The 20,212-nt window shown below is 71.5% G+C and carries 17 protein-coding genes; 6 read left to right on the plus strand and 11 right to left on the minus strand.

Annotated elements, in window-relative coordinates:
• Positions 1 to 1,032: 1,032 nt before the first annotated feature.
• The 8 genes from ACWD12_RS06635 to ACWD12_RS06670 form a co-directional block, all read right to left on the minus strand.
• A complete protein-coding gene (locus ACWD12_RS06635; protein ID WP_358354718.1) occupies positions 1,033 to 1,365 on the minus strand; it encodes a small basic family protein in 333 nt (110 codons plus the stop codon).
• Positions 1,362 to 2,564, minus strand: a complete 1,203-nt coding sequence (locus ACWD12_RS06640; protein WP_450098613.1) for a DUF881 domain-containing protein — start codon at positions 2,562 to 2,564, stop codon at positions 1,362 to 1,364. Before ACWD12_RS06640 ends, ACWD12_RS06635 begins: the two co-directional genes overlap by 4 nt.
• A 261-nt stretch (positions 2,565 to 2,825) precedes the next feature.
• A complete protein-coding gene (locus ACWD12_RS06645) occupies positions 2,826 to 5,321 on the minus strand; it encodes a mannose-1-phosphate guanyltransferase (RefSeq protein WP_358354729.1) in 2,496 nt (831 codons plus the stop codon).
• Between the two features lie 90 nt (positions 5,322 to 5,411).
• Entirely contained in the window at positions 5,412 to 6,065 is a 654-nt protein-coding gene (gene pgsA / locus ACWD12_RS06650; RefSeq protein ID WP_358354712.1) for a CDP-diacylglycerol--glycerol-3-phosphate 3-phosphatidyltransferase, read from the minus strand.
• A gap of 87 nt (positions 6,066 to 6,152) precedes the next feature.
• The gene (locus tag ACWD12_RS06655; RefSeq protein ID WP_450098614.1) at positions 6,153 to 7,625 is read right to left on the minus strand and encodes a glycosyltransferase 87 family protein; all 1,473 of its coding nucleotides are present in this window, start codon (positions 7,623 to 7,625) and stop codon (positions 6,153 to 6,155) included.
• A gap of 100 nt (positions 7,626 to 7,725) precedes the next feature.
• Positions 7,726 to 9,237, minus strand: coding sequence for a glycosyltransferase 87 family protein (locus ACWD12_RS06660; protein ID WP_450098615.1), 1,512 nt, complete (start codon positions 9,235 to 9,237; stop codon positions 7,726 to 7,728).
• A 52-nt stretch (positions 9,238 to 9,289) separates the two neighbouring features.
• On the minus strand, positions 9,290 to 10,732 hold the full coding sequence (locus ACWD12_RS06665; protein ID WP_450098616.1) for a glycosyltransferase 87 family protein: 1,443 nt from the start codon (positions 10,730 to 10,732) through the stop codon (positions 9,290 to 9,292).
• A gap of 199 nt (positions 10,733 to 10,931) precedes the next feature.
• The gene (locus ACWD12_RS06670; RefSeq protein WP_450098617.1) at positions 10,932 to 12,941 is read right to left on the minus strand and encodes an acetoacetate--CoA ligase; all 2,010 of its coding nucleotides are present in this window, start codon (positions 12,939 to 12,941) and stop codon (positions 10,932 to 10,934) included.
• A 241-nt stretch (positions 12,942 to 13,182) separates the two neighbouring features.
• On the opposite strand from ACWD12_RS06670, the gene ACWD12_RS06675 reads away from it, so the two are divergent.
• From ACWD12_RS06675 to ACWD12_RS06690, 4 genes are all read left to right on the plus strand, one after another.
• On the plus strand, positions 13,183 to 14,115 hold the full coding sequence (locus ACWD12_RS06675) for an AurF N-oxygenase family protein (RefSeq protein WP_450098618.1): 933 nt from the start codon (positions 13,183 to 13,185) through the stop codon (positions 14,113 to 14,115).
• A 260-nt stretch (positions 14,116 to 14,375) separates the two neighbouring features.
• Positions 14,376 to 14,819 carry a Zn-ribbon domain-containing OB-fold protein gene (locus ACWD12_RS06680; protein WP_358354699.1) on the plus strand — a complete coding sequence of 148 codons (444 nt, stop codon included), beginning with the start codon at positions 14,376 to 14,378 and terminating at the stop codon, positions 14,817 to 14,819.
• The gene (locus ACWD12_RS06685) at positions 14,816 to 16,009 is read left to right on the plus strand and encodes a lipid-transfer protein (RefSeq protein ID WP_450098619.1); all 1,194 of its coding nucleotides are present in this window, start codon (positions 14,816 to 14,818) and stop codon (positions 16,007 to 16,009) included. Before ACWD12_RS06680 ends, ACWD12_RS06685 begins: the two co-directional genes overlap by 4 nt.
• A gap of 96 nt (positions 16,010 to 16,105) precedes the next feature.
• Positions 16,106 to 16,972 (plus strand): amidohydrolase family protein, encoded by an 867-nt coding sequence (locus ACWD12_RS06690; RefSeq protein WP_450098620.1) that lies wholly within the window; start codon positions 16,106 to 16,108, stop codon positions 16,970 to 16,972.
• A 9-nt stretch (positions 16,973 to 16,981) separates the two neighbouring features.
• Here ACWD12_RS06690 and ACWD12_RS06695 read toward each other — a convergent pair whose 3' ends face one another.
• Entirely contained in the window at positions 16,982 to 17,341 is a 360-nt protein-coding gene (locus ACWD12_RS06695) for a hypothetical protein (protein WP_450098621.1), read from the minus strand.
• Between the two features lie 211 nt (positions 17,342 to 17,552).
• On the opposite strand from ACWD12_RS06695, the gene ACWD12_RS06700 reads away from it, so the two are divergent.
• Complete coding sequence (locus ACWD12_RS06700) at positions 17,553 to 17,720, plus strand: hypothetical protein (RefSeq protein WP_450098622.1); 168 nt, start codon at positions 17,553 to 17,555, stop codon at positions 17,718 to 17,720.
• A gap of 18 nt (positions 17,721 to 17,738) precedes the next feature.
• Here ACWD12_RS06700 and ACWD12_RS06705 read toward each other — a convergent pair whose 3' ends face one another.
• Complete coding sequence (locus tag ACWD12_RS06705) at positions 17,739 to 18,380, minus strand: NAD(P)-dependent oxidoreductase (protein WP_450098623.1); 642 nt, start codon at positions 18,378 to 18,380, stop codon at positions 17,739 to 17,741.
• Positions 18,381 to 18,456: 76 nt separating this feature from the next.
• Between ACWD12_RS06705 and ACWD12_RS06710 the strand changes: the two genes are divergently transcribed.
• Positions 18,457 to 18,951, plus strand: a complete 495-nt coding sequence (locus ACWD12_RS06710; RefSeq protein ID WP_450098624.1) for a MarR family winged helix-turn-helix transcriptional regulator — start codon at positions 18,457 to 18,459, stop codon at positions 18,949 to 18,951.
• A 63-nt stretch (positions 18,952 to 19,014) separates the two neighbouring features.
• Here the strand turns inward: ACWD12_RS06710 and ACWD12_RS06715 are convergent, their stop codons facing one another.
• Positions 19,015 to 20,199 carry a hypothetical protein gene (locus tag ACWD12_RS06715; protein ID WP_450098625.1) on the minus strand — a complete coding sequence of 395 codons (1,185 nt, stop codon included), beginning with the start codon at positions 20,197 to 20,199 and terminating at the stop codon, positions 19,015 to 19,017.
• Positions 20,200 to 20,212: the final 13 nt, after the last annotated feature.

The following is a 20,212-nucleotide window of genomic DNA, read 5'->3' on the forward strand; positions in this document are numbered from 1 at the left end:
GGCACGCAGATGCGCGGTACCGCCGACGTTCGGATCGCCGACCAGCGGATCCCCGGCCTCGGCCGCGTACGGCTCCACCCCGGCGTCGCCGACCGGCGCCTGCTGCGGTTGCCTGGGCAGGGCCTCGGGCGGCAGCACGGGTGGCCGACCCGTTGGCTGTCCAGTTGGCTGGCGAGGCGGCCAGGCAACGCCCTGGGGGACGCCCGGCGGGAACTCCCGCGACGGCCCCTGTTCTCCGGCCGGTCCCGGCTCCGCCCTTGGCGGCACGCGGAGTTGGGCGGTTCTGTTGCCTGCCGGTTCGTCCGGCACGTGCACGTCAGGCCGGTCGGCCGGCATGCCCTGGCCGGGAACACCCTGACCGGGACCGCCCTGACCAGGTACACCCAGACCGGGACCGCCTTGACCGGGTACGCCAGGCCCCGGAACGCCTTGGCCCGGAACGCCCTGACCGGGCACGCTCTGACCGGGCACGCTCTGACCGGGCACGCTCTGATCCGGAACCCCCGGACCCGGAACACCCAGACCCGGAACGCCCTGACCCGCTACGCCCGTCCCCTGAACCGGGTCCCCGTCCAGGCGGAACGGTGCGGCGGGCATGCGGCGGCCCGGGACCAACGGCGGCACGCCGCCCGCGTCAGGCGCGGGCGCGTCGGCGTACCAGTCCTCGTCGGGAGCGGGGGGCCGGGCAGCGCGGCCGCGGAACCAGTCGGCGTCCGGTCCGCCGTACAGCTCCTCGCGGAGGTGGCGGTCCCGGTGGTAGAGGTCGACCGGGCGTTCCTGCTCGATCGTGGGCTTGCGCGAAGAGTCCTCGGCGGGTGCGTCACCGTACTCGTCGGGAAGGTCCGCACCGAGGTCGCCGCCGAAGTCCCCGCCGAGGTCGTCGCCGTGGTCCCCGGCGAACTCCTCCCCCGGGTCGCCCACGGGCTCCTCGAGGTCGCGGAGTTCGCGGAAGGCGGGGACCTCGGGTCGGCGCGGTTGCCGTCCGCCGTCGTGCGGCGGCGGGGTGGCGTTGTCGTCGGTCACGGCGCCCCCTTACGCGCGGAAGACGTGGCGGCGAATGGCCGCCGCGTTGGAGAAGATGCGGATGCCGAGCACGACGACCACGCCGGTCGACAGCTGCGCGCCGACGCCCAACTTGTCGCCGAGGAACACGATCAGCGCGGCGACCACCACGTTGGACAGGAACGACACGACGAACACCTTGTCGTCGAAGATCCCGTCGAGCAGCGCCCGGACGCCGCCGAAGACCGCGTCCAGGGCCGCGACGACCGCGATGGGCAGGTACGGCTCCAGTTCGTGCGGAATCACCGGACGGGCGAAGAAACCGACCACGACCCCCAACGCCAGGCCGAGTACCGCGATCACGCTTGTCCTTCCTCATGCGTCGGCGCGTCGTCCCGCGCCGCCGCGTTGTCCGTCTTGGGCTTGCCCCGTCCCGAGGTCGCCGGGTTGCCGCCGGTCGGGGTCCGGGTGGGCCGGCCGCTCTTGGTCGGTGTCGCCGCCCCGCCCGGGGTCGTCGATGACGTCGGCGCCTTGGTGCCAATGTCCCCCGAACCGGGGTTCGAGCCCTCCGAGGGAGACACCGTACCGGTACCTGGGGTGCCACTAGGGCCGGGTCGCGGTGCCGGGGCCGTGGTGCCGGGGGCAGGCGGCGGCGCGATCGGCGTGCCGCCGGTCGGCGGGGCGCCCTCGGGCTGCGCGACACGGAGCGTTATGCCGATGGCGGCCGGCAGTTTGATCTTCTTCTCGGTGCCGATCGTCGAGCGGATGCCGTACTTGCCGCCGATGTGGCGCAGGTACACGCCACCTGGCCCGCGCTCGAAGGCGTCGCGCATGGCCTTGGCGTCGCCGATGGCCAAGGCCGTGTACGGCGGCGACAGCGGCCGGTTGTCGACCAGGATGGCCGCACCCGCCGCCCGGATCGCGGACAGCGCGGTGAGCCGCTGCCCGTTGATCGCGATGGCCTCCGCGCCGGCCGCCCAGAGCCCGTTGACGACCTGTTGCAGATCGCGGTCGTAGACACGGCCGTTGGCCAGCGACTCGGCCTGCTGGCGCGGGTCCGCGTTGGGGTCGTCCTTGCCGGCGTCCTGCTCCGCGTTGTCGACCACGACCTTGACCCCGGGGCCTTCGACGGGGTCGGCGCCGGTGGTGGTCGCGAGGAGTTCGGCGCGCTTGACCTCTTCCGGGGTGAGGTTGCGGTCCTGCATCGCGTCCACCTGGTCGCGCAGCGACTCGACTTCGTCCTGGAGCCGGTCGGCCTCGGCCTCGCGCGTGTGGATCCGGTTGACCAGGTCGCGGCGCTCCTTCTCGGCCTGCGGCGCGGTGGCCCGTACCTGCATGGCCGCCATGGTCACGACGACGGCGATGAGGCTGACCCCCACGGCGACGAGCAGGCGCGTGCCGGGCGCGCGGCTGATGGCACCGCCTTCGCCGCGGACCGCACGGCGGGCGGTGGCCTCGGCATACCCCTCGTCGAGGCTGTGATCCATGATGTTGATCAGCAGCGACATCGACGCGTCGGGGCGTTTGTACTGGGCCTCCCCGGGCGCCGACTTCCGCGTCATGGGCCCCATAGTTCCATGCCGACCCGCACCGTCGCCGCAGGGCCCGGTACGCGGGGCGGAGCAGCCCTCGGCGGCGCGCGCACCGCAGGTCGCGGCGGGTACGCGAGGACCCCCGCCGCGTTCCCGCGGCGGGGGTCCTGAAGGTGTGTCAGGCGCCTGTGCCAGTCGCCCGGTTCGGGCAGCCGTTCAGGCTCCCACGCACGGCACCCGCTCCCGGCACCGTTCCGGACTCCGCTCCCGGCACCGGTCCGTGCACACGTGTCAGTCGCCCGCGTGCTCCACGACTTCGGACCACTCGTCCAGCAGTTCCTCGGCCGCCGTGTCGTCCGGGCCCTCCGCCCACAGGTGGGTGACCGCCTCCGCGATGTCCGGCAGGACGAGTACCCAGCGGCCGTCGGATTCGACCACGCGCACGCCGTCCGTGGTGTCGATACCGCGGTCCCCTGCGGCCTCGACGACCGAGCGCATGACCATGCCCTTGGCCGCCCACGGCGTCGGTACGTCGCGGCGCAGCACGTGCGCACGCGGGATGCGCGCGTCGATCTGACTGAGGGTCAACTGCGTGCGGGCGACCAGCCCGATGAGGCGTACGAACGCAGCCGTGCCGTCGAACACCGTGCTGAACTCCGGCACCACGAACCCGCCGCGCCCGTCTCCGCCGAACACCGTGCCGTCCTGCGCCGCCACGCGCGCGAGGTCGTCGGGCGACGTCGTCGTCCAGCGCACCTGCACGCCGTGGTACGCCGCCACCTGCTCCGCGATGCGCGTCGTGGTCACCGGCAGCGCGATGCGCCCGCCGCGCCGCTCGGCCGCCACCAGGTCGAGGAACACCAGCAGCGCGCGGTGGTCGTCGATGATGCGGCCGCGCTCGTCGACCAGCGACATGCGCTCGCCCACGGGGTCGAAGCGCACGCCGAAGGCGGCCCGTGCGGACGACACCATTTCGCCCAGACGGATGAGTCCGGCCGCGCGGTCCTCGGCGGTTTCGGTCGGACGCGCGTCGTCCAGGCCCGTGTTGACCGTGAGGGCGTCGATGCCGAGGCGGCCGAGCACACTCGGCAGCACCAGCGCCGCGTTGCCGTGTGCCGCGTCGACGACGACCTTGAGGCCGGAGTCCGGCACGCCCTCGACGTCGAGGGCCTTGAGGAGCGATCCCGCGTAGCTGTCGAACGGCCGGGACGGGAACGTCAGTTCGCCGATCTCGCCGGGGAAGGCCCGGCGGTACTCCTGGCGGCCGAAGACGCGGTCGAGCTTGCGCTGCGCGCCCTGCGAGAGGTCGGCGCCGCGTTCGTCGAAGAACATGATGTCGACGGAGTCCGGCACGCCTGGCGTAGTGCGGATCATGATGCCGCCCGCCGAGCCGCGCGCGGTCTCCTGGCGGGCCACCGGCATCGGCACGTTCTCGAGGTCGCGGACGTTGATGGCGCTGGTCTGCAGGGCGGAGATCACGGCCCGCTTGAGGGCACGGGCGCCTCGCGAGTGGTCGCGCGCGGTGGTGACCGTGGCGCCCTTCTTGAGGGTCGTCGCGTACGCCCCGGCGAGCCGCACCACCAGTTCGGGGGTGATCTCGACGTTGAGGATGCCGGACACGCCGCGCGGCCCGAAGAGGTTCTTCTGCCCGCGCGACTCCCAGATCACCGAGGTGTTGACGACGGCGCCGGCCTCGATGGTCTTGAAGGGGTACACACGCACCCCGGCGGCGACGAGCGACTCCTCCTCGATGAGGCATTCGTCGCCGATGACCGCGCCCTCGTCGATGCGTGCCGCGCGCATGACGTCGGTGTTCTTGCCGATGACACAGCCGCGCAGGTTGGTCTGCGGGCCGACGTACACGTTGTCGTGGATGACCGCCTTGTGCAGGAAGGCGCCGCGCTTGACGACGACGTTGCTGCCGAGCACGGTGTGCTCGCGGATCTCGACGCCGCCCTCGACCTTGGCGTAGTCGCCGATGTAGAGCGGGCCCTTGAGGACCGCGTCCCGGTCGACCTCGGCGCCTTCGGCGACCCACACGCCCGGGGCCAGTTCGAAGCCGTCGATGTCGACGTCGACCTTGCCGTCGAGCACGTCGGCCTGGGCCTTGACGTAGCTCTCGTGGGTGCCGACGTCCTCCCAGTAGCCCTCGGCGACGTAGCCGTAGATGGGCTTGCCCTCTTCGAGGAGCTTGGGGAAGACGTCGCCGGACCAGTCCACGGACACGCCCGCGGCGACGTAGTCGAAGACCTCGGGCTCCATGACGTAGATGCCGGTGTTGACGGTGTCCGAGAACACCTGGCCCCACGTGGGCTTCTCCAGGAAGCGGTCGACCCGGCCCTCGTCGTCGATGATCGTGATGCCGAACTCGACGGGGTCCGGTACACGTGTGAGGCACACGGTGACCATGGCCCCCTTGGCGCGGTGGTACTCCACCAGCTTGGTCAGGTCGAAGTCGGTGAGCGCGTCTCCGGAGATGACCAGAAACGTGTCGTCCTTCAGTGCCTCTTCGGCGTTCTTGACGCTGCCCGCGGTGCCGAGCGGCGTCTCCTCGTTGGCGTACTGGAGACTCATCCCGAGTTCTTCGCCGTCGCCGAAGTAGTTCCGCACCAGGGATGCCAGGAACTGGACCGTGACGACGGTCTCTGAGAACCCGTGCCTCTTCAGCAGCCGCAGCACGTGCTCCATGATCGGCCGGTTGACCACCGGCAGGAGCGGCTTGGGCATGCTGGAGGTCATCGGGCGCAGGCGGGTTCCCTCACCACCGGCCATGACGACGGCCTTCATCGAGTCAAGTCCTCCCATCGCTTCGCTTCACCCGCGCGGGTCGGCCCCCGATGTGCGGGGGCCTCGCGGGTGGAAAGAGGCGGAGCCGGTCTACGCGTACCCGGCCTCCGCCTGTTTCACCGCGGAAACCAGGCGTCGAGCCTGAACCGCGTACAGGACTCCTGCCCACCAGTAGAGAGCGATACCCCACCAGGCGAATGCCCAGCCGAAGATCGCCGCGAGAGTTGCGACACGTCCGGTCCCGTCGCTGAGCAGCAGACACGGGAAGGAGTACATGAGGTTGAACGTGGCGGCCTTGCCGATGAAGTTCACCGGCAGCAGGCCGTACCCGTGCGCCCGCAGGTACGGGAACAGGGCCGCGATGAACAGTTCGCGGGCCACCAGCACGCCGGTGACCCACAGGGGCAGGATGTCGCGCACCGTCAGGCCGACCAGTGTCGACAGGATGTAGAGCCGGTCCGCCGCCGGGTCGAGGATCTGCCCCACCCGGCTGATCTGGTTCCAGCGCCGGGCCAGTTTGCCGTCCAGCCAGTCGGTGAAGCCGCTGACCATGAGGATCACGAGCGCGATGACGTCGTGTTTGGGACCGCCGAACTCCGGCCACAGGATCAGCCACAGGAACACCGGCACGCCGAGCAGTCGGCCGAAGCTGAGCAGGTTGGGGATGGTGAGGACGCGGTCGGTGGTGATCGCGTTCTCGTCCGCGCGCTGACCGGCTCCCGCCGGCGTGGGCGCCTCGGCCACTCGTGACTCCCTCTGTTCCGTCTGTGCTCGCACTGCCTGTGCTCCGACTGCCTGTGCTCTTCCTACCCGTTCCGGCTGCGGTGCAGGTCAGGCGGTCGGGCCGCCGGACGGTACGGACGTCCCGAGGGTATCGCCGCGCGGCCCCGCTGCCGTCCCTTGCCCCCGCGCCGGGCCGATGCGCAGCGCGGTGTATGCCGCGATCGCGATCAGTGCGATTCCGGCGAAAAGGTACGCGTTGCCGGCCAGGAATTGGAGCACATTCCACTCGTGCTCACGCCCCTCGCTGTACGGCAGGAGCCACAGCAGCCCCTGTGGCGTCAGCGCCGGCCGCCGCTCCATCGACATCGGCCAGGCGAACGTCAGCAGCGTGAACACCACCGGCAGCGCCACCCACGCGGCCCGCACCGGCCAGGACGCCGCGGCCCGGAAACGCACCAGGGAAACGTGCGCGATCAGGACGAAGATCGGCGCGATCCACACCCAGTGGTGGGTCCAGGAGATCGGCGACACCAGCAGCCCGGTGACCCCGCAGGCGACCAGCCCGGCCAGTTCGCGCCCCCGCAGCGAGAGCAGCGTGGCGGCGCCGAGCCCCACGACGGCCGTCACCGCGCACGCGAGCAGCCACAGCGGCTTCTCGGCCGGCCCTTGCTCGAACACGCGGCGCAGCATGCCGTTGAACGACTGGTTGGAGACGAAGTCCTGGCCGACGTTGTTGCCGACCCCGATGGCGTCCGTCCAGTACACCTTCGACGCGTGCGGGATCACCAGCCAGGAGCCGGCCGCCGTCGCGAAGAACGTGGCGGTGGCCACCGCGGCGGCCCGGAACCGCCGGGTCAGGACGAGATAGACGATGAAGATCCCCGGGGTCAGTTTGAAACCGGTGGCCAGGCCGATGCCGATGCCCTTCCACCACCGGGTGTCCGGCACCGCGAGGTCCAGCACGACCGCGGCCATCAGGATCACGTTGACCTGGCCGAACAGCAGCGTCTGCTGCACGGGCTCCAGCCACAGCACGACGGCGGCGACCGCGAGGGTGGCGCCGAGGCGGCCCCAGTCGCGGCGGTAGCCGAGCATGCCCCACGAGGCCCACACGACGGCGAGCAGGCACGCGAGGGTCAGGCCGGTCAGGACCAGCTTCAGCGTCGCGAAGCCGAAGGGGAGTTTGAAGAAGACGAGCGCCGCGAACGGCGGGTAGATGAAAGGCAGCTTGCCGATGCCGAAGCGCTTCGCGTACAGCTGCGACTGGTTCTTGCCGAGGGACTCGCCGGCGTCGTCGTAGACGCTCAGGTCGATCAGGCGCCACAGCCAGTCGGGATGGTGGCGTACGGTCCACACCCACGTCGCGGCGGCGACCGCGGCGAGCACCAGGCCCAGCGGCAGCCACACGCGGGAACTCAGCGAGCGGGTGGCCGCGGGGCGGTACGGCACACGCGGCTCGAAGGTGAGAACTTCCCGGCGCAGCGCGGCGACGGTATTGCCGCCGGCGCCCCCCGCGCCACCGGCACCATCGGCGCCGGTCTCGCCGCTGCTGCTGTTCTCGCGCTGTTCGTCTTGACGCATGGCTGCGTTCGTCGTCCCCGGGGTCGGCATGGGCTGCATCATGGCGTCCTTCGGGCCGTGCCCGCCATTCGGGCCCCTCTCGGCCGCGAGAAGGCCGAGGTCAGCCCCCTATGCCGACGCCCTTGCGGCCCGCGCCCTCGTCGGTGCCGTCGGGTTCGGAGGAGCCCACCGAGGCGGCGCCGGCTCCCGCGGGCGCGGCGGCCCCCACCGGCTCGGGAGTGCCCTCGACGGCGCCGGAGTCGGGCGTACTGATCTCGACCGGCTCCAGGGACGTCAGGGACGTGTTCTTCAGGATGAGCCACGAGACCACGACCGTGAGCACGATCCCGGCCAGCAGGTAGCTGTTGCCCACGAAGAACTGCCATACGTTCCAGTGGCTTTCCCGGTCCTCGTCACGCGGCACGAGCCACATCAGGCCGAACGGCTGGAGCGGGACGCGCTCGTCCCACTCGCCCAGCGCGTTGATCTTCATGGGCCACGACGCGTAGAAGACGAAGAACCCGGCCGTTGCGAACCACCACAGCGTTCGGCGGCTGGTGAACGCCATGTGCGCGAGCAGGACGAAGGCCGGGATCACCCACACCCAGTGGTGCGACCACGAGATGGGCGAAACGAGCAGGCTGAGCGAGCCGACGATCACCACGCCGAGCAGCTCGCGGCCGGCCAGTGACGCCTTCGCGGCGGCCAGCAGGCCGAGGATCACGATGGCGGCGCACAGGATCAGCCACACCACGCCGACCACCGACTCGTTGTCGATCAGCCGGGTGAGCATGCCCTTGATGGACTGGTTGTTGAGCGTGCCGACACTGAGCTCGCTGTCGACGCGCCCGCTGATCTCGCTGAGGTTCGTCCAGTAGGTGCGGGACGCGTTGGGGAGCACTATCCACCCGAACGCGACCGTGGCGAAGAAGGCGGCGACCGCGGCCACCGCGGCCCTGAAACGACGCGTCATCACCAGGTACACGATGAAGATCGCCGGGGTCAGCTTGAACCCGGCCGCGAGCCCTACGCCGATGCCCTTCCACCAGCGCGCGTCGGGCTGCGCCAGGTCGAGCAGCACAATCGCGAGCAGGGCCAGGTTGACCTGGCCCCAAATGAGGGTCCAGCTCACCGGCTCCAGCCACACGACGACCGCAAACGTGGTCAGCGCCGCACCGAGCCGCCCCCAGCTCCGGCGGTAGCCCAGCATGCCCCACGACGCCCAGCAGACCGCCAGGATCGACACCAGGCTGGAGACGGTCATGAACCATTTCAGCCCCGCGAAGCCCAACGGGAGCAGCTTGACGAAGATGTAGGCGGAGAACGGCGGGTAGATGAACGGGAGTTGCCAGATCCCGAACGGCCGCTCGTACAGGATGTACTGACCGCGGTCGTCGACCGACTCGGCGGCGTTGTGGTAGACGCTCAGGTCGAACATCTTCCAGAAGATGTCCGTCTGGGTGAGCGACCACCAGGCCCAGAGTCCGAGTGTCAGCAACGCCGCCGGGACGCCCACGAGCAGGAGCAGCCGCCCGCGCCCGAAGGTCTTGTCCCTCTTGGTCCCGTACGGAGTCCGGGGCGCGAGTGTCAGCAACTCGCGGCAGGACGAGACGAGCACGTGGTGGAAGGACATGTCTTTAGGAGACTCCACTAAGGCACGGGACGGCCGGAGGACGCGGCCGGTGTCAGGATATCGGCAGGCTCTCGTCCCGGTCGGATTGAGACCGCGGCGCGGGCACATGTGGGGACTTCCCTCGCGGGTGCCCGACGTCGACCCGACCGGCCTCCGCTCCGCCGACTCGTGATCGCCAGGTGTGCGTACCGATTCGGCACAGTATCACCGCGCACATGATCATCATTAACAGCCCGACCAGCACATACGCGCTCGCAACGAGCTGTTCGAGGACCGGGAGCCGCAGCTCACGGCCCCCTTTATAGGGGACATGCCAGATGATCCCGGTGGGTACCGGGCGCGGGAGTTCGACCCGGAGCGAGGGGGGTGCGGCGGTCGCCAGGGGTAGCGCGCAGGCCGCCGCGAGCACCGCCGGCAGCCGCAGCCGGTTCCGGCGTACGCCCCGCGCGGCGCTCACCATGAGGACCGAGCCGGGCACGATCCACACCCAGTGGTGGGACCACGAGACGGGCGAGACGAGAAGCCCTGTGAGCGCCGTCACAGAGACGCCCGCGAGTTCGCCGTGTCGGCGTGTCGCTTCGTCCTGGATCTTCGCGGAAGCCCGGTAAAGAGCCGATGCGAGAAGAATCCCGGCCGCTCCGACCGCCAGCGTGACAGGCACCCAGACGGCGGCGTCCGGACGGGTGTCCCCGAGCAGGCGGACGAGCGCGCCGCGCAGCGACTGGTTGCCGGGGAGCTCGATCGGGCCCATGCGGCCGCTGTCCAGGAAGAGGCCGTTCCAGTAGCGCAGCGAGGCCTCGGGCAGGATCACCGCTCCGGCCAGGACCGTCAGGGTGAACGTGGCCAGCGCGGTCCGCGCTTCGCGCCACCGGCCGGTGGCCAGAAGGTAGACCGCGAAGATCGCGGGGGTGAGCTTGACCCCGGCCGCGAAGCCGATGCCGGCGCCGACGAAGCGGGCGCCGCGCGGGCGGGACAGGTCGTACAGGATCAGCGTGACCAGGAGCAGGTTGACCTGGCCGAAGCGGAGCGTCTCCTGCACGGGCTCGGTCCAGAGCAGGACGGCCGCGGTCAGGGCGGCGGCGCGTCTGCGGGCGCGTACGGGCGCCAGGCCGGCCAGGCCCCACGCGAGGTGGGCGGCGGCGAACAGCAGCGCCAGGTTGCCCGCGACGGCGAGCGGCTTGGCGGCGCCCCACGGCAGCAGGGCCAGGGGGCTGAAGGTGAGCGCGGCCCACGGGGTGTAGGTGAAGGGGAGCCGGGCGGTGCCCACCGCCAGGTCGTACAGGCCGCGCCCGCCGTCCAGCGCGGCCGCTCCCCCGGCCTGGTAGACGCGCAGGTCACCGAGCCACCACATCTGGTCGGGCCGGGTCGCGGCGAGTGCGAGGTACGCGAACAGCGAGAGGCCCAGGAGCACCGCCCAGGCGCGGGCGAGGCGGCGCGTGGCGGTGCTCCGGGCATCGCGGGGTCGGGTGGGCCTTCGGGGGGACACGTCGGGCATAGGCCGAGCGTGTCAGCGCCCTTTGCCGACAAGTCAGAATTCGACCGGGCGCGTCAGGGTGATGACGGCCTTTCAGGTGATTGCGGCGGTTCGCGCGGCGGCATTGGTCCGTTCGGTGGTCGGGGCGCTCGGGCAGGTCGGGCCGCTCGCGCTGCTGATGCCGCTCGGAGCGCTCGGGCCGTTCCGGCGCTCGCGGTGCTCATGCCTCGCCGCCGGCCCGGCCGGTACGTTCGGCGCCGATGCGGGCGTAGAAGCGCATGACCTCCATGTCGTCCACCGAACCGGGGTTGACGGCCTCGTCGAGCGCGCGGCCCTGGAGGAGCTTCTTGACCGGGATCTCGATGCGCTTTCCGGTGAGCGTGTGCGGCACGCCGGGCGCCACGATGATCTCGTCGGGCACGTGCCGCGGGGACACCTCGGTGCGGATGACCTGCTTGATGCGGTCGCGCAGCGCGTCGTCGAGTTCCACGCCCGGGGCGGGGACCACGAACATCGGCATCCAGTAGCCGCCGTCCGGCTGTTCGATGCCGATCACCAAGGACTCGGCGACATCGGGGATGCGTTCGACGGCCTCGTAGATGTCCGCCGACCCCATGCGCACGCCGCCGCGGTTGAGCGTCGAGTCGGAGCGGCCGTGTACGACGACGGTGCCGCGCGAGGTGACGGTGATCCAGTCGCCGTGCCGCCAGACGCCGGGGTAGGTGTCGAAGTAGCTGGCCTTGTAGCGCACGTCGTCCGGGTCGTTCCAGAAGCGGGTGGGCATCGACGGCATGGGGGCGGTGATGACGAGTTCGCCGACCTCGTCGACGACGGAGCGGCCTTCCTCGTCCCACGCGTGGACCGCGCAGCCGAGCGAGCGGGCCTGGAGTTCGCCGAGGTGGACCGGGAGGGTGGGCACGCCGCCGATGAAGGCGCTGCACACGTCGGTGCCGCCGCTGACGGAGGCGAGCCAGACGTCCGGGATCGCGTCCTCGTAGACCCAGCGGAACCCGTCGGGGGGCAGCGGCGATCCGGTGGTGCCGACGCAGCGCACCCGGGAGAGGTCGTGGGTGTCCCGGGGGCGCAGGCCGCGCTTGCGGCAGGCCATGACGTACGCGGCGGAGGTGCCGTACACGGTCGTGCCGGTGCGTTCCGCGACGGTCCACTGCGCGTCGGGGGACGGATGCCCGGGGCTGCCGTCGTAGAGCACGATCGTCGAGCCCACGAGCAGGCCGCCGACCAGCAGGTTCCACATCATCCAGCCGGTCGAGGTGAACCAGAAGAAGCGGTCGCCGGGGCCGAGGTCCAGGTGCAGGGCGTTGTGCTTGAGGTGTTCGAGGAGGATGCCGCCGTGGCCCTGCACGATGGCCTTGGGCAGGCCGGTGGTGCCGGACGAGTAGAGGATCCAGAGCGGGAAGTCGAAGTCGACCGGCTCGAAGACCTCGTCGTGGTCGCCCGCGACGAGGTCGTGCCAGGCGAGCGCGCCCTCGGGGGCCGCGGTGCCGAGCAGCGGCACGTGCACGGTGTGCCGGAGCGTGGGCAGTTCGCGGACCAGTTCGGCCACCTCGTCGCGGCGGTCGATCTCCTTGCCGGCGTAGCGGTAGCCGTCGACGGCGATCAGGGCGACCGGTTCGATCTGCTGGAGCCGGTCGAGCACGCTGCGGGCGCCGAAGTCCGGCGCGCACGACGACCAGACCGCGCCCACGCTCGCGCACGCGAGCAGCGCGACCACGGCCTCGGGGATGTTGGGCAGGTACGCCGCGACCCGGTCCCCCGGGCCCACGCCCAGTTCCCGCAGGTTGTACGCCAACGCCGCGACGCGCCTGCGCAGTTCGCCCCAGGTGATGTCGGTCGGTTCGAGGCTCTCGTCGAGGTGCACGACGGCGATCTCGTCCGGGTGCGTCTCGGCGCGGCGCAGCGCGTGCCGCGCGTAGTTGAGGCGCGCGCCGGGGAACCACTCGGCGCCGGGCATGTCGGCGCTGCCGAGTACGGCGCTCGGCGGGCCGCTGAAGGCGACGTCGAAGTACGCGCAGACGGACACCCAGAAGGCCTCGGGCTCGGCGACCGACCACGCCCACAGGTCGGCGTACTCCTCGAACGGCCCGACCCCGCGGTCCTCGACGAGGCGCGCGGCGAAGTCGGTGACCCGGGCGGCGCGGACGCGCTCCTCCGAAGGACGCCACAGGACCTCGGGTTCGCCGGGCGCTGCGGGCTGGGGCGCGTCGGACATGCGGCTACCTCCGGACGTCACGGCCGCCGACCGGGTTCTCGGCCGGGCGTACCGGGATGGGCTCGGGTCGACCTGACTGTCGACCGCGCCCGAGAATGCCACCCGCCCGCCCGCGGCGCACCCCTCGAGGTACGCCGGAAGGTTGACAGCGGCGCCCCCGAGGCGGGATGTTACTTGCGGTAACACCTCAGCTGTACGACCCGATACTCACGCGCACCACGGACGATCGAGGAGGCCCGGCATGCCGGTTGCGCCTGGCATCAAGGACCGCGAGCTGACCGCGGAGCGCCTGCTGGCCGCGTCCGCGAAGAACTCCTTCGACCCGCTGAAGGACATCGACTGGGACGCTCCGCTGCTCCCGGACACGTACTTCATCAACGAGAAGCGCTGCACGCTCTACGGCACCCGCACCTGGGCGCGCATGAGTCCGGCGCAGCGCGTCGACCTGACGCGGCACGAGGTCGCGAGCACCGCGAGCGTCGGGATCTGGTTCGAGGTCATCCTGATGCAGCTGCTGATCCGGCACGCGTACGACCAGGACATGACCAGCCGCCACATCCAGTACGCGTTCACCGAGATAGCCGACGAGTGCCGCCACTCGACGATGTTCGGCCGCATGATCGAGAAGTTCGAGGCGCCCAACTACGGCCCCGGGCGCTACGCGCACGAGCTCGGCCGGGCCATGAAGACCATCGGGTTCGGCGTCCAGACCTTCGCCGCGGCGCTGATCGCCGAGGAGATCCTGGACAGCGCGCAGCGCGAGATGATGCAGGACGAGACGATCCAGCCGCTCGTCCGCGACGTGTCCCGCATCCACGTGATCGAGGAGGCCCGGCACGTCCGGTACGCGCGCGAGGAGGTCATCCGGCGCTCGCCGCGGCTCAACCGTGCGGAGCTGGAGTTCAGCCGCCTGGTCATCGCGCGGTCGGCGCACGTCATCGCGCACCACCTGATCCACCCGAACGTCTACGCGGCGGTGGGCCTCGACCCGAAGCTCGCCCGTCGTGAGGCGCTGGCCAACCCGTACCGCGACGAGACCATGCGGGCGTGGGCGCGCCGCCTGGTCGCGTTCTTCGAGGAGACCAACCTCATGGGCGGCCCCGGCCTCTTGCTGTGGCGGCGCTCGGGCCTGGTGCCCCGCGACTACCGCCCGCCTGTCGCCCCCGCACGCTGACGCGGCGTCACGCCTCCAGAGCCCCCGGCCGGGCCATCCCCTCACCGTGCCCGGCCGGGCCCGCCGCAGTCGCGCGGTCGCGCGTACGCCCCGACCAGGTCGGGGACACGGATTGTGAGCAGTGCTACTGCCGACCACCTTGCCTCAGGTAACTGACGTACCGTCAGAATAGGGGGGTGGGCCCGCCGGGCCCACAACCGCACAGCCTCCACCGGAACCGTCCGGAGAGGACTGCACCCGAGACGAAGGAGGCCCAGGCGATGAAGGACCACAAGCCTGTGGTCCCCGGCTGGTTCACCACGGACGACGAGGACTTCCGCCTCCTCGGCACCCGGTGTACCGCCTGCGGGACCGTGTTCTTCCCCCGGCAGGACACGTTCTGCAAGAACCCCGCGTGCGCGGGCACCGAGTTCGAGGAGATCAAGCTCTCGGGCCGCGGCACCGTGTGGTCGTACACCAACGCCGGCTACCGCCCGCCTGCCCCCTACGTCTCCGACCCGGACACCGAGTGGGTGCCCTTCACCATCGTCGCCGTGCAGCTCGCCGAAGAGGGCATGATCGTCCTCGGCCAGGCCGAGCCCGGTATCACCGTCGACGACCTGACCGTCGGCGCCGAGGTCGAGATCGTCCCCGGCGTGCTCTACGAGACCGACGAGCAGGTCTACACCACTTGGAAGTTCAAGCCGACGGGAGCAACCGCATGACCCGGGAACGTGAGGTCGTCGTCCTCGGTGCCGGCATGCACCCGTGGGGCAAGTGGGGCCGCAACTTCGTCGAGTACGGCATCAAGGCCGCGCAGGACGCGCTCGCCGACGCCGGCCTCGACTGGCGCGACATCCAGTACGTCGCGGGCGCCGACACCATCCGCAACGGCTACCCGGGCTTCGTCGCGGGCGCCACCTTCGCGCAGGCGCTCGGCTGGACCGGTGCCCGCGTCTCCAGCTCGTACGCCGCGTGCGCCTCCGGCTCGCAGGCCATCGCCAACGCCCGTGCGCAGATCCTCGCCGGCCTGGTCGACGTGGCCCTCGTCGTGGGCGCCGACGCCGCACCCAAGGGCTTCTTCGCCCCGGTCGGCGGCGACCGCCCCGACGACCCGGACTGGGTGCGCTTCCACGTGCTCGGTGCGACCAACCCGACGTACTTCGGCCTGTACGCGCGCCGACGCATCGACCTGTACGGCGCGTCCGTCGAGGACTTCGCCAAGGTCAAGGTCAAGAACGCGAAGAACGGCCTGCACAACCCGAACGCCCGCTACAAGAAGGCGTTCACCCTCGAAGACGTCGCCGCGTCCCCCGTGGTGGCCGACCCGCTGCGCCTCATGGACATCTGTGCGACCTCGGACGGCGCCGCCGCCGTGGTGCTGTGCAGCAAGGAGTTCGCGGCCAAGCGCACCACCAAGCCGGTGCGCATCTCGGCGGTCTCGACCGTCACCCCGACCTTCCCGAGCGCGGTCATCGAGATGCCGGACATCGCGACGGACTCGTCGGCCGCCGGGCGGCCGAACGACCTGTCCTTCCGCGCGTCGCTGGCGCATGCGGCCTACGAGGAGGCCGGCCTCGGCCCCGAGGACCTCAGCCTCGCGGAGGTCTACGACCTGTCCACCGCGCTGGAGCTGGACTGGATCGAGGACCTGGCGATCTGCGGCCGTGGCGAGGCGGAGAAGCTGCTGCGGGACGGCGAGACCGAGGTCACCGGGCGTATCCCGGTCAACGCGTCGGGCGGCCTCGGCTCGTTCGGCGAGGCGGTCCCGGCCCAGGCCATCGCCCAGGTGTGCGAACTGACCTGGCAGCTGCGCGGCCAGGCGGGCGCGCGGCAGGTGCCGGACGCGAAGGTCGGCATCACCGCGAACCAGGGCCTGTTCGGGCACGGCTCGTCGATCATCGTGACGCGCTAGCGGTCGTCGCGGGGATCCGGAGCTTTGTCGATTTCGTTCCGGGGTCCCGGCGGCCGGTAGCCGCCGGGGCCCCGGCGTTCGCACGAAAGGTGTGCCATGGGTTTCCCGTCCGACATCGGGGTAGTCGACCTGCTGATGGGCCTGCCGAACAAGGACCGCCGCTGGTGGGCCACCGCCATGGCCGGGACGCTGCGGGACGAGGACAGCCGCAGCGGGATGACACACCCGGCCGGCTACATGTTCAAGGACCTCCCCGAGATGGAGCGCTCCGCCTCGTCCGCCGACGACCTGCTGCGCGCCATGGACGGGTTCGGGATCGACAAGGCGCTGATCCCGGTCTCGTTCCAGGACGAGGGCACCGTCGACGCCGTCCGCCGCCATCCGGACCGGCTCCTGGGCAGCTTCCAGGTCGACCCGACCAACATCATGGAAGGCGTACGCGCGCTGCGCCGCGCCCGCGAGGAGGCCGGCGTCGTCGCGGCGTCGTTCTTCCCCTGCGGCTGCACTCCCCCGGTGCCGATCGACGACCGCCTCGCGTACCCGATGTACGCGGCGTGCGTCGACCTCGGCCTGCCGGTCTTCGTCAACGCCGGCATCCCCGGCCCGCGCGTCCCCGCGACCGCGCAGGACGTCATGCGGTTCGACCAGGTCTGCTACGACTTCCCCGAGCTCACCGTCGTGATGCGGCACGGCGGCGAGCCGTGGTGCGACCTCGCCGTCAAGCTCATGCTCAAGTGGCCCGGCCTGCACTGGTCCTCGTCGGCGTTCGCGCCCAAGCACTACCCGCGCGAGATCGTCGACTACGCCAACACGCGCGGCGCCGACAAGGTCATGTACGCGGGCTACTTCCCCTACGGCCTGACCCTCGACCGCATCTTCGCCGAACTCCCGAACGTCGGCTTCAAGGACGACGTCTGGCCCAAGTTCCTGCGCACGAACGCCCTGCGGGTGCTGGGTCTCTGAGCCCGGCGGTCACGGCGGCGGCGCCGGCGGGCGCGGCGGGACGGACATCGTCGGGGTGTGCATCAGGGCGGGACACTGCGGCCGTGGCGGGTAGGCCGACGGCGGCACGGACGGGGGCGGCGGGACGCTCGCCAGGAACTGCGCCCGCTGCTGCGCCTGGCTCGCCCGGTGCAGGTAAACCCCCAGCCAGATGGCGCCGGCCAACACCAGGACGAACAGGAACCATTCGAGGCCGCCGCCGAAGTCGCCTCCCCCGAAACCTCCGTACCCTCCGCCCCCGCCTCCGGTGCCGCCGCCACCGCCGCGACCCCCGCGACCCCCTCCGCCGCCGCTCGTCCGCCCCGGCAATCGCACGAACTCTTCAAGCATGGCTGCCTCCCCCGACAGGCTCGACCAGCCTCGACGGTACCCAGCACCGGATTTCCGCGGATACGGGGAATTCCCTTGCGGGGGACAGCGCCCAGGCACCGTGACACGGTTGTGACGAGGTACCGCCGACCGGGTCGATCTTCTGCGCCGCACGGCTGACCGGCGGTCGCACACCTGTCTGATCCGGGGTGCGGCGGGAGATCGAACGCCCATGAGCACTACCGCCGGCCGCCGTTCGCGGCCCTGTGTCGTCCCCGTCGTCCGGTACTCCGGCGACATCACGCAGCCGACCGACCCCGGCGGCCCCGACGAACCCGCGACCCCGGCGGCGCCCGTCCCGTCCCCGCTGTGCCGAGGAGCCCGCATCCGCCGCCGATAGCCCGTGTTCTCCCGGTAGTCAGTAGCCCACGGTGAAGCGGGTGCGGTGGTGCTTGGGGTGCTCGGCCTCGTCGACCAGGGCGACGGCGAGGTCTTCCATGGAGACGGACGAGTTGCCCTCCGCGTCGACGACGAGCTCGTCGCCCCCCACCCGGTAGGCACCGGTCCGCACGCCGGGTTCCAGGACCGCCGACGGGCTCAGGTACGCCCAGTCCACCGACGCCGGGGCAGCCAGCGCCGCGTCCAACTGCTCGCCGCACGCGAGGGCGATCGGTCGCCAGGAGGCCGGGAAGTCGGGCGAGTCGATGACGGTCAGCCCGTCGGTGCCGGGCACGGCGAGGCTTCCCGCGCCGCCGACGAGGAGCAGGCGTACGCCGGTCCGCTCCGCCCCCGCGAGCAGTCCGCGCGTGGCGGCCAGGAGTCCGGCCTCGCTGCCCGGTGCCGGGCGCGTGGCCCCGATGACGAGGTCCTGCCCGGCGGTGAGCGCGACGACGTCCTCGACGCGTGCGGCGTCGCCGACGCGGTGTGCGGCGTCCGGGTGCAGGTCCGCGAAGCGCGCGGAGTCGCGTACGACGGCGGTGACTTCGTGCCCCCGGGCCAATGCCTCGGCGACGACGCGGCTGCCGACGTTCCCGGCCGCTCCGAACACGGTGATGCGCATGGTCCACCCCTCCGGTCAATCTCTTAGTGCTAAGAGAAATATATCTCAACGCTAAGAGATCCGCTACCGTGGCGGTGTGGCTGATCATGTGGACCGCATCGTCGAGCAGTGGGGCCGTCAGCGTCCCGACCTGGACGTGTCGCCGATGGAGGTGTTCGGCCGCCTGTCCCGGGCCGCGCGCCTGGCCAAGGCGGAGATGGGCCGGACCTTCGCCGAACACGGCCTCGACGGGCCGTCGTTCGACATGCTGGCGACCCTGCGCAGGAGCGACCCGCCGCACCGCCTCACCCCGGCGGAACTGATGCGCGCGTCGATGGTCACCTCCGGCGCGATCAGTCAGCGCCTCGACAAGTTGGAGGCGCGCGGTCTGGTGACACGCACGCGCGGCGATGCCGACGCACGCAACGTGTGCGTCGGGCTCACCGACAAAGGCCGCACCCTGATCGACGCCGCCCTGCCCGACCACGTGGCCACCGAAGAGCGCATGCTCTCCGGACTGGGCGCGGCACAGCGCAAGGCGTTGGCCTCCGGCCTGCGCGCACTGCTGGAGACCCTGGGCGACGACGACTGACGAATGGTCCGGGACCCCCAACCGACCTACCGGACCGCCACCGCGTCGTCGGCAGGTCAGCAATCAGACGGTGGCGCGGGTCGACGTGTCGAGGAGTTCAGGGAGGGACCCCGGGAAGTCGGGGAGCAGGCGCAGGGCCACGAGCCAGGCGTCGATCCGGTCGCCGAGGGACGCGGCGGCGAGCGTGCCCAGCGCGTGCGCGCGGGCCTCGGGGGTCAGGTGTTCATAGGGCCTGAGCGCCGGAGGTGCGGGAGGCGGCGGCGGAACACCGGCCAGGGTGGCCGCCGTCGGGCCCGGCGGGACGCGGAACCACCACGGGGTGAGGACCCGCGCGGGGTCGGCGGCGACGCCGGTCGTACGCGGGTCGGCGCGGACCACGTCGGCGCGAGCCCTGAACTCGTCGGGGCACCCCGGCTGGTCCCCGAGGATGAGCGTGGCCACTGTGCCCCAGCGCAATTGCGCGTCGCAGCGCATCAGTTCGTCCCAGTCCAGCACGTGGGGGGCCAGCAACAGCAGGTGCAGGCCCGAGGGGTGCAACAGGCTCGGTGGGCGGTAGCCCGTGGGCTCGTCGGACAGCCACATGGTGTCGTGCCGGCGCAACTGGGCGATCAGCGGCCGCTTTCGCGCCTTGAAGGTGCTCAGCCGATGCAGGATGCCCGGACCGTCGGAGTGCCTGAACGCGCGGGCGACCACGTCCGCTTCCTTCTTGCCGAGGGTGGTCCCGTGTCTGGCGAACATCGCGTGGCCCCGCTCCGGCCCGAGGAGTCGCAGGAGGTTGTGCCCCGCGCGCAGGACCACGGCCCGGTCGGCGAGCGTCCCGTCGCGGAAGATCCCGCGCAGTCCGTGGACGACGTACGCCGCGTCGGGCGACTCGACCAGCGCGTACTGCTCGTGTCGCGTGCGGTCGTACGGGCGGCTGTCCAGCAGCGCGCGGCCTGGGTCGGCCATCGCCATCACGCGCACCATCAGGTCGCGGTGGACGCGCGGGTGCAGCGCGAGCCGCCAGGCGGTCCGGCCGTCGGCGCGGTCGGCCAGCCGCTCCAGGTCCTCGGGTGCCAGCGCCTGGTTCGCGGCCAGGGTGTGGCGCAACACCGGTGAGCCGCGGGTGATCACGGCGTCGACGACGCGCCGGTCCGCACCGTGCGTCCCGGCCAGGATGGCGCCGCGCAGGTCGGCGGAGCACCGCTCCAGCAGCGGGACGAGGATGTGGTCCGGCGCGTGGCTCAGCAACTGCGCCGGCCCGTTCACCTTGCGGCCTCCT

It is taken from the genome of Streptodolium elevatio (genome assembly GCF_053592165.1).